16 protein-coding genes are annotated in these 15,632 nt (G+C 62.1%); 2 read left to right on the top strand and 14 right to left on the bottom strand.

Going from position 1 to position 15,632, the window contains the following annotated elements; all coding sequences use genetic code 11:
• Positions 1-53: 53 nt before the first annotated feature.
• The 13 genes from WBR68_RS30265 to WBR68_RS30200 all read right to left on the bottom strand — a co-directional run bounded on the left by WBR68_RS30265 (position 54) and on the right by WBR68_RS30200 (position 13,158).
• Positions 54-677: a TrbM/KikA/MpfK family conjugal transfer protein gene (locus WBR68_RS30265; protein WP_230696118.1), complete on the bottom strand. Its 624-nt coding sequence runs from the start codon at positions 675-677 to the stop codon at positions 54-56.
• A gap of 16 nt (positions 678-693) precedes the next feature.
• The gene (locus WBR68_RS30260; RefSeq protein ID WP_230696117.1) at positions 694-1,524 is read right to left on the bottom strand and encodes a hypothetical protein; all 831 of its coding nucleotides are present in this window, start codon (positions 1,522-1,524) and stop codon (positions 694-696) included.
• A 60-nt stretch (positions 1,525-1,584) separates the two neighbouring features.
• Positions 1,585-2,295, bottom strand: coding sequence for a hypothetical protein (locus WBR68_RS30255; protein ID WP_230696116.1), 711 nt, complete (start codon positions 2,293-2,295; stop codon positions 1,585-1,587).
• Positions 2,296-2,928: 633 nt separating this feature from the next.
• Positions 2,929-3,552, bottom strand: a complete 624-nt coding sequence (locus WBR68_RS30245; RefSeq protein WP_230696115.1) for a type 4 pilus major pilin — start codon at positions 3,550-3,552, stop codon at positions 2,929-2,931.
• 75 nt (positions 3,553-3,627) lie between these two features.
• Positions 3,628-4,728 carry a hypothetical protein gene (locus WBR68_RS30240; RefSeq protein ID WP_230696114.1) on the bottom strand — a complete coding sequence of 367 codons (1,101 nt, stop codon included), beginning with the start codon at positions 4,726-4,728 and terminating at the stop codon, positions 3,628-3,630.
• Positions 4,725-6,518, bottom strand: a complete 1,794-nt coding sequence (locus tag WBR68_RS30235) for an ATPase, T2SS/T4P/T4SS family (RefSeq protein WP_230696113.1) — start codon at positions 6,516-6,518, stop codon at positions 4,725-4,727. Before WBR68_RS30235 ends, WBR68_RS30240 begins: the two co-directional genes overlap by 4 nt.
• Positions 6,515-7,051, bottom strand: a complete 537-nt coding sequence (locus WBR68_RS30230; protein WP_230696112.1) for a hypothetical protein — start codon at positions 7,049-7,051, stop codon at positions 6,515-6,517. Before WBR68_RS30230 ends, WBR68_RS30235 begins: the two co-directional genes overlap by 4 nt.
• On the bottom strand, positions 7,035-8,396 hold the full coding sequence (locus WBR68_RS30225) for a hypothetical protein (RefSeq protein WP_230696111.1): 1,362 nt from the start codon (positions 8,394-8,396) through the stop codon (positions 7,035-7,037). Before WBR68_RS30225 ends, WBR68_RS30230 begins: the two co-directional genes overlap by 17 nt.
• Positions 8,397-8,398: 2 nt before the next feature.
• Positions 8,399-10,090 carry a type II secretion system protein GspD gene (locus WBR68_RS30220; RefSeq protein WP_083036960.1) on the bottom strand — a complete coding sequence of 564 codons (1,692 nt, stop codon included), beginning with the start codon at positions 10,088-10,090 and terminating at the stop codon, positions 8,399-8,401.
• A gap of 24 nt (positions 10,091-10,114) precedes the next feature.
• Positions 10,115-10,852, bottom strand: a complete 738-nt coding sequence (locus WBR68_RS30215) for a toxin co-regulated pilus biosynthesis Q family protein (RefSeq protein WP_230696110.1) — start codon at positions 10,850-10,852, stop codon at positions 10,115-10,117.
• Positions 10,853-10,867: 15 nt separating this feature from the next.
• Positions 10,868-11,194: a hypothetical protein gene (locus WBR68_RS30210; RefSeq protein WP_230696109.1), complete on the bottom strand. Its 327-nt coding sequence runs from the start codon at positions 11,192-11,194 to the stop codon at positions 10,868-10,870.
• Entirely contained in the window at positions 11,178-11,468 is a 291-nt protein-coding gene (locus tag WBR68_RS30205) for a hypothetical protein (protein WP_230696108.1), read from the bottom strand. Before WBR68_RS30205 ends, WBR68_RS30210 begins: the two co-directional genes overlap by 17 nt.
• Before the next feature lie 679 nt (positions 11,469-12,147).
• Positions 12,148-13,158 (bottom strand): helix-turn-helix transcriptional regulator, encoded by a 1,011-nt coding sequence (locus tag WBR68_RS30200; RefSeq protein ID WP_230696107.1) that lies wholly within the window; start codon positions 13,156-13,158, stop codon positions 12,148-12,150.
• Positions 13,159-13,272: 114 nt separating this feature from the next.
• On the opposite strand from WBR68_RS30200, the gene WBR68_RS30195 reads away from it, so the two are divergent.
• Positions 13,273-13,881, top strand: coding sequence for a glutathione S-transferase family protein (locus WBR68_RS30195; protein WP_230696106.1), 609 nt, complete (start codon positions 13,273-13,275; stop codon positions 13,879-13,881).
• Positions 13,882-14,046: 165 nt separating this feature from the next.
• Complete coding sequence (locus WBR68_RS30190; protein ID WP_230696105.1) at positions 14,047-14,496, top strand: PA2169 family four-helix-bundle protein; 450 nt, start codon at positions 14,047-14,049, stop codon at positions 14,494-14,496.
• Positions 14,497-14,552: 56 nt separating this feature from the next.
• Here WBR68_RS30190 and WBR68_RS30185 read toward each other — a convergent pair whose 3' ends face one another.
• The gene (locus tag WBR68_RS30185) at positions 14,553-15,626 is read right to left on the bottom strand and encodes a S24 family peptidase (RefSeq protein ID WP_230696104.1); all 1,074 of its coding nucleotides are present in this window, start codon (positions 15,624-15,626) and stop codon (positions 14,553-14,555) included.
• Between the last annotated feature and the right edge of the window lie 6 nt (positions 15,627-15,632).

Below are 15,632 nucleotides of genomic sequence, written 5' to 3'. Positions count from 1 at the left end.
CTGATGTGCACGTCGGGCGCACACTGCCTGGCGAGGGTAGGGAAGTCCATCGGTCAATTCCCCACCATGCCGAAGCCTGGTCCCTTGCCGTTCTGCTCGCGCTCTTTGCGTTCTGCAAGCGCCTTCTCGTACTTGGCAAGCTCGCGTTCGTAGTCCCGTGGCTCCACCCAGTAACCGCCGTCGGCGGGCGTCCCGACGTAAAGCGGTAGACCATCGTCAAAGGCGGTGTATTCATGCGACGTGTAAACGCTGCAATAGCTGGGGCGTTTGTTGCTGATGATGAGGCTGCCGTCGTCGTTGCTGCCGCGCCAGGTTCGAAGCGCGACGTTCAGTGCAGCGGCGTCGCACCGGCCGGCACCTTGTGAAATGGCGCGCACCAAATCGCTCATTTCCTTGGAGTCATCAGAAGCGGGGCACAACGAAAGAAAGTCTCGTCGTGCTTCCAAGGTGTCGGATAGCTTCTTCATGCTGATGCCGAAGTACCGGGAAAGCGATGGCGCGCACTCGCTCGGACGAGTGCCGCTGGACAGGCAAAGAATGGCTTCGCATGCCAAGCGCTTGTCGCCGTCCAGCACGTCACCGAGGTCGACGCTAGGCGCTCCGGCTGAATAGGCCGGCGTGACCACCGGAGTTAGTGTTACCGCCAGCAGCAGTAGCAAGTGTCGAAGGGTTCGCATACGCGTTCTCCTGGATTTAGTTGCAGATACCGTAGTTGCCGACATCAATGAGCTCGCCATGCAGACGGGTTTCAGTCGCGACCGTGCATCCGCTGACAGACGTAATGTTCACCACGCGAGTCGCGCTCTGGCAGTTGTCGGCATCGCCGCCACTACTGCTATCGCAGCTTCCGAATAAGGTGGCGGTCCGATTTCCGTTGGAGAGCTGGCAGTATCCCGACACACCTTTGGTCACGGACGTGCCGGGCGGCATCAGCTGGCCCGTCCACACGCGAGTGGTGTCCCCTGATGTCGTTCCCGATGCGTGTATGCAGTTCAGTTCTGCGGTGGGGCGATAGATGGTGGCCCCGAACATCGTCCCGTAGTTGACTTGCATCTGCGCGGCCATCATTCCGCCCAAACTGTTGTCGAGCGTCTCGCCTGTCTCGTTGCCACGGGCCTTTGCGATCACGACATCGAGGACACCGCCGGCGCGAGATGCCGTGCAACCGTCTTGCCACGGCCCCCAGCCCTCATAGGCGACATCGTTCGCGTTGGCTTGTAGAACGTAGTAGGTCCGGTAGCGGACCTGATTGCCGGTGTACCCGGCAGGGCACTGCGAATACTCGGCCTGCGTCTGGGCGATCCGGCACCCGCCGTAGGTTGTGTGCCACGAGTAGCCGCCTACACAACCACCGGGCGGAAGTGGCGCGCCCTGGTCGACCCGGATGAGCAACGTGTTCAGCTCGGTTGCCAGTTGTACGTCCGCTTGATTGGTGGTTGATGCCTGGCTGACAGTGGGCAGGAGCAGCGCGAAGAGCAGGGCGAGCAGGGCCCTGCCCTTGCCTCGCATGGAGGGAAGGAACATGAATATCTCCGATAGATGAGCCGCTTGGTTGGCGGCGAAAGGAAGACCTATGACGCTGGGCTAGCTCTTGCAGCCCTGAATCACCGAGGCGCGTGCGCCCATGTCTGCGGGTGAAATCACGACGCGGTCGCCGGCAACGCTGGCGCGCTGTGCCATACGGACATAGCTATTTCCAGCGTTCTGGAATGTGCCACTGAAGGAGCCGCCAACCGACACGGCGCCAGCGGCGTTGACGTAGCCCGAGCCCTGGACGCTGCCGCCGATCGCGCCGCCGATATTGATATCACCACCGCGTGCGGTTGCGTCCACGCCCTGCAGGGCGATCTGACGCCACGGCGACAACCCAGCAGGGCACGTTACCGCGGGGATTGCAGCGTCGTTGGGAAGGTCGCTGTACGTGCCCGTGATGACGTGACCGTTCTGGGCGAACCACACGCCGCCCGTGCAAACGGCGAGCAGCTTGTTGGCGGTCGAAGCGTATAGGCCTTCCAGCGTGCACGCAGCGCCAGGAGCGACAGCCGTGTTGAGCAGTAACCCGGTGTTGGTCTGAATCGCACCGGTCACCGTCAGGGTGTTGTTGAACGTGACTGGTCTGGTTTCTCCGTGGCGGACAAACTGACCGAACGGCGTGGCACTCAAACCTGCCGCCAGGACGGCGTGGCCGGGCTCTGCTCCGAAGTCGAACCAGCCGCGCGGAATGTTCATAAGCGGACCGCGCACATTGGCCCCGCCGTTGGCGTCATGACCGCCATAGCCATCGGCCGCCGCCATCACCTTGCCAAGCAGAACTTGATTGAACCGAGCAGCCTTGCCGGCAGGTGCGGTGCAGGTGTCATTGAGCCGACGACTCCGCACGTCGCTGATCGGTTGGCAGGTATATACGTAAGCGCCCGTGCGACAGTTTTCGCCGGGGCAAGTTCCTTCGCGGACAAGGATGAAGCGGGCGGTTTCTCCGAGGGATGGGAAGCGTGGCGTGCTAGGCGGCAGCAAGCCTAGCGTTGCGAGATCCGCGACACCACCTCGTGCGACCTGGGCTCCTGGGGCGGCGACCCAGCTAAGTGCTGGTGATGGGGGGTAGGTGCCAGCTGGGGCGCTGGCGATATTCTCACCGCGCAGCCAGGCTTCGTGCTTGACCTGAAGGTCTACTACTGCACCGCGAAGTTGCGCAAGGTAGCGGCCGGTGGATTCCGCAGCGGTCGCGTCAACTTGTCGCTTAAGGGCCGGTCCGCCAAGGACGATGGCGAGCGTGACGAGCGCGATCACTACCATCAGTTCGATAAGCGTGAAGCCAGCCTGGCGGGGTATTGATCGAGGCACGGAAACGTCAGAAGGACACATGGCAGCTTCGTCATCAATGCGATGCCAGGCGAGGCAATGCCACGCCCGGCTCGCGGGTTTACGGACTTATCGCGTGGCGAAGACAAACGTATTGTTGTCACCCTTCACGCACAGGTCTTGAGCAGTTACCGCATTGAAGGAGCCAGGTTCGTTGTTTGTGCCTAGCGTTTTTGCTGCTGTTCCGTTCACACTGATCATCTCGGAGACCGAGTTCAGCGTGGTGGCCAAACCGGGGCAGGCCCTGTGGTTCACATTGGTTAGCGTCAACCCCAGACCGCTGCCCATAGCACCACCCCCGAGAGCCACCGGCCCGATTGTGATGGTTCCGTTCGAGCCCACGCCAGAGCCGCCCAGGCGGTGCGCCACCGTGGCGCCGTTCACCTTGAAGACGGAAGACTCGGCCATTGCAGGCGCCAGATTGGAGGCGTTGTTGATGGCTGCGTAAGGCGTGACGGAGTCGCCTTCGCCCAGCAAGCGCGTCGCCGTCATGAAGCGCTGGAGTTCGGCAGCCGCCGGCCCGACTCGGGTTTGGACGAAGAATCCTTTGATGGAGGGCATGCTTATCATGATGAGGACGCCGATAAGCACGAGCACCGCGGCGAGTTCAACAAGGGTGAATCCTCCTTGGCGGAGGCGCTGGCGGGCAACGCGTGTATTGATGACTTGCAGTTGCATGATGGTGTGCTTCATGTTGATTTCCAGGTTCTCAGGATTTGTGGTGGCCATCTGCAAGATGGCCGCGATCAGAGTTGAGGGTCGGGCACGCTAGCTCATCGAGTCGAGCAATGCGGCGTTTTGCATATCCCAGAGCACGCTTTGATGCCATCCCAAGATGCCCGCCATTGCCAAGATGGCGAGGATCAGAATGACCCAGCGGAGCACTTTCGCGCGCGTTTCGACATGCTTTAGGACAACGGACTCCATTCGGACACGAGTCTTCTGCAATGCGGCGTCCAAGCCCTGGGTGCCTGCAAGATCCTCGAGGTACCAATAGGTCTCCCGGTCCATCAGCCCAACGTCAAAGACCTGCGCGCCTGATTTCGAGTCTTCGAGTCGGTGCTGAATGGCCTGCAAGCGGCCCGTTAGCCAACGAGAAGCCCCGTCGAACTGGAGTTCGATGGCCTCACGTAGCTGCATGGTTTTTCCGGTCCTGGGTTTAACCGCGGTTGCCGCAGTGCTGATGACACCAATGCCCTGAACGTCCCGATACAGGCGGTAGGGCCCCCAGCGATCTAGGAACCTTCGTATCGGACCGTCCAGGTACGGGAACGAGAGCTTGAATGCGATTCCAACAACAAGTGCCCCAAACCAAAGACGAATGCCCTTTTGCCGTATCCATTCGGCAAGATCAAAGAATGCATGGGTGGACGCGCTCAGGTAAGCGCGGGGGACAGCAGGTAACGTGTCGACGATCATCGGGGCAGTGACGTAGGGAAGCGCGACCATAATCACGAGCCATAACACGATCACAGCGATCAAGGAGGTCAGCAGCGTCGTGATCAGGATCCAGCGGAGCTTAGAGTTCAACCGTACAAGGCTGGCCATATCGCGCAGGCCGCTGGATAGGACCGCTTGGTCTTGCCCCTGTAACGAGACAAATTCGGCGACTTCCTTTGGGGGGAGCGTGCCGTGAAGCGTTTTCCCGATGTTTCCTGTTTCGACAATCTTGTGTGCCCAGTATGCCGAAAGGACCCCCCGTGCGCTCCGCCCATAGCGCTGGGCGTCTCCGTCAAGAATGTTCAAGATCGTGCGCTTTCCCTGGGTGTCCTCGGCTATGTCCGCCAGGTACTCATACCAGTCGGCTCGCTTTCGAGCGAACTTGCGCGCAGCTTGCCCAACTCTTGTGAGTACGAACGGCAGTTTCATTCCGGTTTCCTTTCACGTAATAGCGTCGCGAAAGCCTGGAAATGCGGCTCGATGTCCCGTGGATCGATCAGGCCTTGACTCATTTTGTAGACAGCGCAGTCCATGGTGGTCTTGCCTTCCATGTCGGGGTGGTCATATGCGGCCGTCCTGTGACCGGCGTAAATCTCCCGTAGACGTAGCTCATCGCCGCTGCTGATGGCGCGAAGCGCTTCTGGATCTGACGACGGTTCGAACATTTCAGCGACAACTGTCCGACCGGCGTACCCGAACAGCTCCGGAATTCCTTTGATTCGACATTTCTCGCAACCGTCCGGATTGCGAACTTTGATGCGACCGCTGCCGAAGTCATACAGGGTTTCGATAACGTCCAGGTAGCGGGCCCAGTCATCGCGTGATCGGCGCAATCCCAGTCTATCGGCGGCGCCTTCCAGCAGTGAATCTGCCGGCAGTGCGCAGTCGCAGGTGACCGGCATCAGTGCTTGGTGCGAGAGCAGCTTCAGAACGCCGGGCGTGCCCAAAGTGGTTCGCGGAACGCCGATTTCGCTGGAAGCAAATCGCTGCGGAATTGAGAGCGCGTGGCCAACGTGCGTCGTTGTATAGAGACTGCTTCCCGACAAGACGATGTCCTGAAACGCCGATCCGGTGAGTGAATCGCGGATTTCGCCAAGAAACACGTCGCTCGCAGCAGCCCGCTTGAGTGCCATGAGCTTGGACCGCATCGTGTCGCGGTCCGAGCCATCAAGCGATCGAGAGACACTGGCGGCCAACGCGCGCGGAATGGTCAGTTCGACGGGATCCTCGATCGTCATGACCTTGCGTGTCGCGGGCAACCGCACAATCAATTGGGCGTTGGTGACGGTTTTGCCCGATCCCGGAATGCCGCCCGTCACGATGGCGCCGCCCATGCTTTGCAGGCAGCGTTGAAATTTTGCGACGTGCGAAGGCAGGAAGCCCAGGGTTTCCATGTCCACCGGCTCAACTTTGGCGTCCATGTCCAGAATCCGCAGGGTGATGGACGGTCCTTTGTCCGCCACAAATGATCCCCAGCGCAGCATGTAAGAGCGGTCGTCCACAACTTCGTAAAGCCGACCCTGCTGTTCATTGGTCATATCGAGGAATAGCCCGCTGCCGCCGTGGACGTCCAACCAGGCGACGTTGCCCATTTCGATGAGGCGTTCGGTCGGCATCGCCAACTGTTTGGGCGTTGTGTATTGCCCGTCGATCGTTACGCTTACGTGAGAGATTGCCGCCGTGGTGTCGATGTTCAAGTGCATGTCGCTCGCACCGTTACGGACGGCCCACGCGGCCAAGTCATGGAACCCGACGCGCACCGCGGAGCGTGCGCCGAGCGCTCGCGTCTTGGAAGTGCGCTGCTTAACGTCCTTGGCTTGCATGCGCTCACGTACCAATGCGAGCAAGACGACGGGGTTGACTGTGTACACGTCCACGTTGTCGCGCCCGGCGGCCTCCCGAGCACGTAACAGAACGGCACGGTACAGGTCGGAGTCCTGTTCCCCCTGTTTGACGAAGACCACATACCGCTTGCCTTCGAGTTCTGCCACGCATGCTTTCGCAGCGGCTTCAGAGCCGCACCAATCCACGCGCAGATGTTCGAAGGCCGGACGCATGTTTTCAACATCCTCAAAAGAGTCAAGATGGCCTTCCGGGGAGTCGTCAGTTTGGACTGGCGTCAGCGACATGCTCAGGACAGGCGCCGGCTCTTCTTCGCGAAAGCCGACGCGCAACACGCGCATCATTCGCCGAGTCCATTGGAAAATGCTGAATTTCATGGTGCCCTCTCGTCTAGGCAATAGGTGAACGTCTCTTCCTCTTGAGACAGGAACGTGGCGCAGGGAGGGGAGATCTCCAGCAGACGCAAGCCCTGGCCAGCGCCTGTGACCGGTGCGGCTTTCCCGGTCAGATAGACGGCCTGTCTGTTTTCCAGTTGCACATGCGCTGCGAGGTGGCGTCCAACGCCCACGATGGCAATTAGCCGCGCCCGGCGTTGTTTCGGCGGTGATGCTGAGGGCGCGGCTGCCTGTTCCGCATCCGCCGGCGTGATTCCTGTCACGGACGGCACTGCGAGCGGCGTGCCAGCAAAAGCAGTCTTCGACTTCTCGCGTTCAATGGCGAGCGCCTGTTTTGCGTCATGTTCCAGCAGCTCGCGCACCAGGTGGCTTGGCGGCGCAGAAGGAGCTTCAGGCGCCACGGAGAGATTGTCGGATTGCGCCGATACGCCGGCAGGTAGGGCAATTGCCAGGGCGAGGCCCGCCAGACAAAGGGCGAGCCGATTGCGCAGCGAAGTTTCACGGCGCGAGTACATAGATATCTCCTTTCAAGGTGGCCGAGAACGCGCTCGCGGCGAGTCCGGGGGCAGAGTCCGGCTGGTAACGCACATGCAACTGCGTTATCTGGGTTGTCGTCGGCAAGGCCAGGCCATAGAGCGAGCGCAGGGGCGCATTGATCACCAATGCGCGGCTGGCGGGTAGCTTTGTGCCCGATGGCATCGGCACTGGTTCTTCCAGACCGTTGGGCAACTTGATGTTGGGCACGAGAATCTGCACGCTCGCCGGCTTTGCCAGCGTGAAGTCTTGCAATGCGGGCCGAAGCGCTTGCCAGCTTGGTTCCCACGTTGTCTGGATCGCAGCTGCCGTCGGGAGGTCCCGCAAGGCCACAGTTGGCGCCGAGCGCCCCTTCGGAAGTGGCCATGTTGCGGTAGCAGTATCCAAATCCGGATGGACGATGCGAAACGATTCGGCCAGTGCTGCCCGCAGCGTATGGTTGTCGGCCAGACGTGTACGGCGGTATGTGGCGGTGCACGATCCGGCGCTCGGTCGGCAGTCGACTTCCGTCAACCGCCACCGCCCGGGTTCTACTGGTACCGTCAGGATGACATTGAGAAGTTCGGTCATGCCCGCGCCGCCCTGGGTCTTTACCGACTTAGCCCAAGCGCTGATAGCGCTTTCCCATAGCGCATTAGCGTCGAAATTGGGCTGCGCCGCCTGGGCCTCTTCTTGAAGTTTCGCCTGCCGTTCGTCCCACCAAGCGGATCCGTAGTCCCATGCCTCATAGGCGACGACCGCAGCTATGAGCACCCACCATATGGGCGACACCATGGACAGCCTAAAGGACGCCCTGCGCAACGCAGACTGTCCATTCACGTGTGCAGTGAGCTGTTGCAACGAGAACAAACGCGCTTGCGTGATGTAGTTGCTGTGGACCTGGTGTTCCCGGTAGCGCGCAGTCAGTTCTTCGACCGCGTTCTTTGCTTTTTCCTGGTCGGGGAATATCGTGTCGCCGCCCGTCTGCACCACCCCGTCGACGACCACCGCCAACCATACGGATTGGTCGGGGAGCGTGCATGCAACGATATGCGTGCCATGCCGATGCATCTGCGCAAAAGCAGCTGCGCCAGAGAAAAGCGTTGTTCTGCTCTTTGCGCGTGTTTCGCTTCCTTTGGCTGTCAACAAGCCGACCGACGAACTGCGCGCATCACTCTGCACAAAGTGCGTTGCCCGTGCTTTGCGGGCGGTCTTGAGGGCAAGTTTTTCCAGGTCCTCCCCGAGGACGGTGCGCCACTTGAGCCCGAGGACAAGTTGATTCGGCGAGCCCGGTATCGCGACGAGCTTGTAGCTCGTGCGCCGAGCGACTTTCTGTCGCGTTGCCACGGTCAGAATCCTTCTTCTGGGATTGCGGTTACCAACACCACCGTCAGTAGTTGCTGTTCTTGCGAGGCGTCGGACCCTCCCATGAGCATCGGCGCTTTGTCGTCAAGACGGCGGCGGGTTGAACTGTCGGCAGATTGTTGATATCCGCCAATGACCACTTGTTCTCCGGGGCGAACCATCACCTGTTGGACTCGTCCCTGGCCGCCGATGTTGGTCTGCTGCACAAACGACTGATCGTCACGTGACCCGAGCGGCTGCTTCTTCATTTCGATGAGCCGGGTGTCGTCGTAGGCAATCGTCAAGAGCACCTGGCCGTCGTCCTGTGCATCAGGCACGACGGTGAGGAAGGTGCCGACCGTCTTTTCGTCTTGCGTGACCGTGACCGTCGGCGCCGAGCTGTCGGACGTGCTCTGAGTTTGTTGCAGATCCTTGATGTATTGAAATGTGTTTCGCGTGTCGTACTTCGCGGGTCGGCGGTTTTGCGAGAGAAGCGGAATGCTCTTGTGATTGACGATCGAACCGAGCTGCGAAAGCGCGCTCAGTGCGATGTTGGTGCCGGCGAAGGGGCCGCTGCCCACCGAAGCGCCCACTGAGCCCGCCGCCTGGGCTGCGTCTAGCAAGGGGCCTACGCCGGTTGCCGATGCTGTGTTCCCGCGCCCGAGGCTGTTGAACAGAATTTTCCAGTCGATGCTGCCCTGGTTCAGGCGATCGCGCTGGACGGTGATCTCTTCAAATACGAGGCGCACCCGACGCGTCATCTGGCGATTTTCAGCGTCCAGAAATTCACCGATCCGATCCTGCGCATCTTTGGTATCGGTGACCACGATGGTGTTGGCCGCACCGTCCGCAGACTTGATTACGCCTGCGCGACTGAGGAACTGGCTGAGCTTGGTGACGACAGCGGCCAGTTCGCGGGCTTCTTCCTTCGAACTGTTGGTCGACTTGTCCGCGAGCGTCGAATTCGCCGATTTGATATCGCGTTGAAGGTTTTCTTCAGCGGCTTGGGTCGGCGTGCGGACGACGTAGCTCTTGGTCTCCGTCCGATAGAAGCGAAGCGCACCGATCTTTTCGTCGTAGCGCCAGTAGACGCCCAACCGCAGTGCAATCGAGTCCAGTACGGTGGCGAGGGGCGCTTGGCCCGGGGGCAGGGGAGCCATCTTCGTGCGCGCAACCCCCTGGGGCAGCACCGGGCCTGCGATGCGGTCAACGGCAATACCGGGGATAAGGGCCGGAACCAGCGTGTCGGCTGTGGCCGCCGTAAAGCTGGCACTTGCGGTGGCAATGCCCTGTTCGATTGCTAGGCGCGGAAGGAAATACTCGGCCGGCAGCAACGCGTCCGCTGACACGTGGGTAAGGATGCCGGTGGCAAGTTGGATGCGGTCGGCGAGCGTCTTGAGGTCTGCCGCGCTGTTCTCGAACAACAGCGTCGTGTTGACGTTCGCACGCAGCGCTGGAGGCAGCGTGACATCGCGGGCAAGTGGCTGGGGTCGGCCTGCGATCCACGGTAGTTCAACGACTTGGCCTTTGGCGCGGTCGGTGTCACCTGCCATGCCCTTGAAGGCGTCCATGGCAAAGGCGCCCTTGGAGCCTTCGTGGTCAGCACGGGCGTTAACTCGGTCTGTGGATTGGAGCGCGGAGCAGCCGGACAGCGCGGCAAGCGTCAGCGCGGCCGCTACAGTGCGGTATGCAGTCATGGATATTCCTGGTCAATGCCACGGCTAGGATTGCGGGGCGGGGGAGCGATTGCAGCTGCGGGTGAAGGGCAACATGCGCAGGACGCGGTTGCCGTAGAAGCAGGGGCGGATAGGCGATTCGCTCATCGCTACCGCCTGGGACAGCGCCTGGGTGGCCTCCCGGAAGGAGGCCTCCTCGAACTCGGCCGGAGCCTGTATCGGTATGTCGAAATTCAGTTCCCACTGATCAGGCCCAAACGTCCAGTTGGCGTCGGACGCCCAGCGCACGAGCGCTTGGCGGACCGTCCCGTCCTGCGGGCTGATGCGCCAAATTTGCTTGGGTGGTTCCACGATTTCCGGTTCGGCGACCGGCTCCGTCGAAGCGACCTCCACGGTGATGACGGGGCCAGGCGCGGCCGCGACCTGCTGCGGACTTGTGCTCGCCTCAGTGGTCTGTGCCGTCGTCTCGGCAGCCGGTGCCGCCGCCGCGGCGGTGCTGGCGCCAGGGGTAGCAGCCGTTGCATCGGTAGCCATCGGCGACGTGGCGCTGGCGGGCGACGCTGGACTTTCAAGCTTGGGCGGCGCTTCGGGCACAGGGATCGGGGGGATGTCTGCCGAAGCCAGGGCGGTCGGCGATTTACCCGGTAGAACGGTGCGCGGATCCGCATGGTTGATCAGGATGCGTCCCGAGTCCGGGGGTGTCGGAGGGGCGGGCGGCACGAATCCGCAGGCCGAAAGAAGGCAGGCCGCCGAGACGACGGCCGCCAGAAGGGGTGCTTGCATGGGGGATCCTAAGAGTTACTTGAAAGTCCGGGGCGTCACGCCCTGCCGTTCAAGTTCATGATGGACGGCGCGCAACTCGCCGGGTTGGCTCTGTCGCCTCGTGAGTAGCAACAGTTCGAGGAGGATGGGCAGCAGCGAAGCGTCGGATTGCCCGTTCGGAGCGTTGTCCAGCAGGGTGAGGCGCAGCTGCGAGACATGTTCGGCGACCTGGTCGTCGACTTCGAGCCGATCCCGCAGGTACGCAGAAAGCGTCATGCCACGATCCGCAGCTGCTTGCTCGTACCGCCGGCGGGCGGCATCAGACAGGCGGAACGTAATCGGGCGTTCAAGCAGGGAGCGCATGAAGCCGCGCCTCCTCCACCACGATGTGGCCCATGGCCTCAGCGAATGCCTGCTTGAACGCGTCCCGCCGGATTCTGCGTTCGAGGGGCGAGTCGGCTTTGCCCTTGCAATGCTCCATAAATTGTTGGTCGCGGTACTGGGCCGGACTCATCTCGGGGGCTGCTTCGAACCAAGTACGAGCAGCGTGGCGGGCGTCGCGCGCCGTGGACGGAAATTCAAAGGACGCGTGTTGACCGCGGAACGCGATTGCGTCCGCATGGGGTATCGACCTCATATGAGAGCTTTCCTGGGATGTCCTGTCGGTTGGGATTCGACAGGTATTAACGGCTCGCTGGAGGCCCGAGGGCCCGACGGAGCAGAGAGAAGAACCGCTCTACCGAAGGGGCAGAGCCAGTTTAGTTACAGCAGCTTACGGGCAACCTTGTGCCCAGATAACTGATGTGGAGACGCTAGCGGACTAGATGCTGGGCCTGGGCTTGAAACGACAATCAAGCCGGTCGGTTGACTGTTGTCGGAGGGCCTGGATGTCGTCGATTTTTTTCAACGGGCCTAAGGAGAGGCTCATTAATTGGTGAGCTACGGGGAGTTCTTGTTGAAAACTGAATGGCCGTAAGTTATTGAATAATAAAAGGAAATCCGGCCACTGGCATGGGATTGTGATTCCAGTTGTCGTGGGTTCGAGCCCCATCAGCCACCCCAAAGAATTCAGCCGCCTAGAGCGGCTTTTTTCTTGTCCGCCGTTTCTGCAATGGTGGCATGAACCGCGATTGGTGGCATCGGTCAGGCACTGCTCTTGATCTTCACCACGCGCCGGCGTTCCATTTGAAAACCCGCACGCCGTGATCACTCATGACGCGGAACAACTACGGCGCATTAACACGAATTGAGCCGATGAGTCGCTGGCGATCCAGCAGTTGGCCAAAGCCGAACAGACCAAGCAGGTCAGCTAAGCATTAGTCATTCGCCGCCGCCGGGCCGTCTGCCTGTTGCGGCGTAGCGGTATCGCGCCGTTGCAGCATGCGGGCGACCCGTTCGCCCGCGATCTGAAAGCGCTGCGCCAGGGATGCCGGCGCCAGCACATCGAATTCCACTTCCAGCGCCAGCAGCCAATACGTCAGCGCATCCAGCGACTGGCCGTTGCAGCGCAGCAGGCAACGGCCATCGTCCAACGCCTCCACCTGGCCGGCCGACGCCGGAATGCGCGCGGCAATCACCGCGTGCGGCGCATGCAGCACGATGCGTGCCTCTTCGGCGTTGGGTGCCTGGCCCACCGCCCGCGTCACATAGGCGCGCAGGTCGCCACCTTCGGGCGGCGGACGCGGCGCGAAGTGCGCGCCCAGCGTTACCGCGCCGGTGATTCGATCGAGTCGGAACGTGCGCCAATCGTCGCGCGCCGGATCCCACGCCACCAGATACCAGCGATACCCCGTGTGCGCCAGCCCCTGCGGCTCGACCTGGCGCGTGCTGGGCTGGCCGCGGCTGTCCGCGTAGTCGAAGTTGACGCGCAACTGGTCGCGGCAGGCGGCGGCCATCGCGGCCAACAGTCCCGCATCGATCATCGGGCCCCGGCTCGGCAGCGGCACGATGGCCGACCGCAGCGCGTCCAGCTTGTGGCGCAGGCGCGTGGGCATCACCTGCTCTAGTTTGACCAGCGCGCGCAGCGCAGCTTCTTCCACGCCACCGACCGTGCCCGTGGCCGCGGTGCGCAGCGTGATGGCCACCGTCAGCGCCTCGTCGTCGTCCAGCAGCAGGGGCGGCAGGGCGTTGCCCGCGCGAAAGGCGTAGCCGCCCGCCACTCCACTGCTGGCCTGGATGGGGTAGCCCAGTTCGCGCAGTCGGTCGATGTCGCGGCGCAGCGTGCGCGGATGCACCGCCAGGGTCTGCGCCAGGTCGGCGCCGGCCCAATGGCGGCGGGTCTGCAGTAGGGAAAGCAGGCGCAGGAGGCGGTTGCTGGAACTGAGCATCGGGCAACGATAGCCTGTATCAAGGGCGGAAGCTGTCCGCAATGGATTTTAAAGTTCGTCCGTCGTCAGCGGCCATGGGGCCGCGGCACTCCCCCCCCAATCCGGAGCTTGTCCATGTCTATCGTTTTCCATTGGTACCCCCAGTCCAGCGCTTCCCCCATCGCCTGCGCCCTGGCCGAACTGCAGGTCCCGCACGAACGCGTCAAGGTGGATATCCAGGCCGGCGAGCAGCGCCGCCCGGAATTCCTGGCCTTGAACCCCAACGGCAAGGTGCCGACCCTGACCGTGGACGGTGCGCCGCTGTTCGAAGCCTTGGCCATCCACCTGTGGCTGGGTGAACGTTGGGGCGTCGAACGGGGCTTGTGGCCCGCGGCCGGCACTTCGCAGCGGCTGGCCGCCATGTCGTGGTGCACGTGGGCCTACGTGACGTATGGCGCGGTGGTCTCGCGCCTGTATGTCGTCGCCCACGGCGACGAGCAAAGCCGCGATGCCCGCCAGGCCGAGCGGGCCATCGCCGACCTGGATTCGCTGTTGGGGCTGCTGGATGCGCATCTGACGCGCCAGCCGTGGATGGTGGGCGACCAGTACTCGCTGGCTGACCTGGTGGTGGCGTCGGTGGTCGGCTACACCGCCTTTCTGGGCGCGCCGGTGGCCGCCCATCCGAAGGTGCAGGCATGGCTGAGCACGATCAAGGCCAGGCCTGCGATGCAAGGCGAGGTCTGAAGCGACGGCGGGCCTGTGCCTGTGTATCGCTTCGACTTCGATATCTAGCTGCAGCTTCCGGCTGTCGAACCGCCCGCACTCAAAGCCCGTCCGGGAATGGAACTTGCTGTCGTCATGTTTCCCAGGCCGCCCACGCGGCTTGATAGATCCTCTAGGAGACCGGACATGGCTGATCACGTCATCAAGACACTGAACCACCTCATCGAAACCTCGAAGAACGGACAGAAGGGCTTTGAAGCCGCGGCCGATGACACGAAAAACCCCGAGTTGCAGCAGCTATTCAGGAACCGGGCGCAAGATTGCGCGGCGGGTGCCGCGGAATTGCAGACCGTGATTGCGCAGTTGGGCGGCGTGCCCGAGGACAGCGGCACGGTCGCGGGTGCGGTGCATCGCGGCTGGACCAACTTGAAGGCCGCCGTGGCCGGGCGCACCGATCTTGCCATTTTGGAAGAATGCGAACGTGGCGAGGACGTGGCGAAGGCGGCTTATTCTGACGCGCTGAAGGAACCGCTGCCGGAAGAAATTCGCGTGATCGTGGAACGGCAGAATGCTGGCGTTGTGCGCAATCACGATCAGATCCGCGACTTGCGGAATCGCTACAAGGCCGCGAACTAAGGTATCGCCGGGGCTGCACCTGCAAGCCCCCTAAAAGGTGTAGCCTCGGCGTACCCCTACAGCAAGCGCTCGTCCACCCCATTTCGCAAATCATAAGGCGACCACAAGATCCGCCCGACGATGCGAACCTCGCACCCATCTTCTTTCTCAAGCGCAAAAGGTGCATAGGCCGGGTTCAAGGACTTGGCCAGCCAGCCGCCTTCGCGTTCCCGCGCGATGCACTTCACGATCATCTTGCCGCCATGGTTGATGGCGTAGACCGTGCGCGGGTCGATCTCGCGCGGGTCGGTGATGGGGTCTTCAAAGAACAGCATGGGTCCGCCGTTGCGTATCACCGGTTCCATGCTGTCGCCTTGCGCATACACGATCTTCATGCGGTTGATCGGCAGCTTGAACGATTCCAGGAACGAACGGCGCAGCAGAATTTCGCCGATCTCGGTCTCGTGATAGTTCTCGATGCCAAGCCGGCCGGCGGCCAGGCGCACATCCAGTTCGGGGATGGGCATGAATTCCTGGTCATTGGCGGAATAGCCCGCGTGGGGGACGTGGCCGACGTTGGCCGCGGTGCTGATGCGCAGCGCCTGCATGCGTTCAGCCTGATGCGTGGTGACGCCGTCCGGATCCCAGGGCGCTGCCGATACCGGCGCCATGGGAAATTCGTCGGCGACGGCGTCGACATTCAAAAGCGCGCCGCGCTTGGACTGCGGCGACTTGGATTGCGCGGCCGCCGCCTTCGTCTTGACGCCCATCTGGCCCAGCGCCAATAGCAGCGCGCCTTCCAGACGCTTGAGCTGATCGTCGGCCAAGCCTTTGATCAGCGATTGTGGTACCGAAGGGAAGGGCCACGCCACGTCAGTGGCCGGGGCGGCAAGTGGTGCCGCCGCCGATAACGACGCGGCTTTTTTGGCTTCGGCCGCCAAGCGCGGGCTGATTGCAGCCAGCGTGCAGCCAAACCCTTCGGCATAGGCCATGGCCGCTTCAATCCCAATGGGGCGGCGGCCAGTGATGTGCTGGTAAATCATCGCCTGGCCGCCCTTCACTTGGTGGTCGCGAGCAAAAGCCGCGCGGTTCACGCCTTCAAAGCGTGCGCGCAGCGCGGCGGCTTCCTCTTCGATAGTCCACATTTTCATATAGCA

It is taken from the genome of Achromobacter sp. JD-1, assembly GCF_038594925.1.
Taxonomy (GTDB): Bacteria; Pseudomonadota; Gammaproteobacteria; order Burkholderiales; family Burkholderiaceae_B; genus Achromobacter; species Achromobacter spanius_C.
Note: the sequence above shows the minus strand (reverse complement) of the source record. Positions and strands in the feature narration are given on the sequence as shown.

Coding starts and splice junctions, on each gene's coding strand:
- WBR68_RS30205 (WP_230696108.1), bottom strand. CDS start 11,468: ATGAGGTCGATACCCCATGCGGACGCAATCGCGTTCCGCGGTCAACAC.
- WBR68_RS30210 (WP_230696109.1), bottom strand. CDS start 11,194: ATGCGCTCCCTGCTTGAACGCCCGATTACGTTCCGCCTGTCTGATGCC.
- WBR68_RS30260 (WP_230696117.1), bottom strand. CDS start 1,524: ATGTTCCTTCCCTCCATGCGAGGCAAGGGCAGGGCCCTGCTCGCCCTG.
- WBR68_RS30200 (WP_230696107.1), bottom strand. CDS start 13,158: ATGCTCAGTTCCAGCAACCGCCTCCTGCGCCTGCTTTCCCTACTGCAG.
- WBR68_RS30220 (WP_083036960.1), bottom strand. CDS start 10,090: ATGACTGCATACCGCACTGTAGCGGCCGCGCTGACGCTTGCCGCGCTG.
- WBR68_RS30235 (WP_230696113.1), bottom strand. CDS start 6,518: ATGAAATTCAGCATTTTCCAATGGACTCGGCGAATGATGCGCGTGTTG.
- WBR68_RS30230 (WP_230696112.1), bottom strand. CDS start 7,051: ATGTACTCGCGCCGTGAAACTTCGCTGCGCAATCGGCTCGCCCTTTGT.
- WBR68_RS30190 (WP_230696105.1), top strand. CDS start 14,047: ATGGCTGATCACGTCATCAAGACACTGAACCACCTCATCGAAACCTCG.
- WBR68_RS30195 (WP_230696106.1), top strand. CDS start 13,273: ATGTCTATCGTTTTCCATTGGTACCCCCAGTCCAGCGCTTCCCCCATC.
- WBR68_RS30185 (WP_230696104.1), bottom strand. CDS start 15,626: ATGAAAATGTGGACTATCGAAGAGGAAGCCGCCGCGCTGCGCGCACGC.
- WBR68_RS30240 (WP_230696114.1), bottom strand. CDS start 4,728: ATGAAACTGCCGTTCGTACTCACAAGAGTTGGGCAAGCTGCGCGCAAG.
- WBR68_RS30215 (WP_230696110.1), bottom strand. CDS start 10,852: ATGCAAGCACCCCTTCTGGCGGCCGTCGTCTCGGCGGCCTGCCTTCTT.
- WBR68_RS30245 (WP_230696115.1), bottom strand. CDS start 3,552: ATGAAGCACACCATCATGCAACTGCAAGTCATCAATACACGCGTTGCC.
- WBR68_RS30255 (WP_230696116.1), bottom strand. CDS start 2,295: ATGGCGGCGGCCGATGGCTATGGCGGTCATGACGCCAACGGCGGGGCC.
- WBR68_RS30265 (WP_230696118.1), bottom strand. CDS start 677: ATGCGAACCCTTCGACACTTGCTACTGCTGCTGGCGGTAACACTAACT.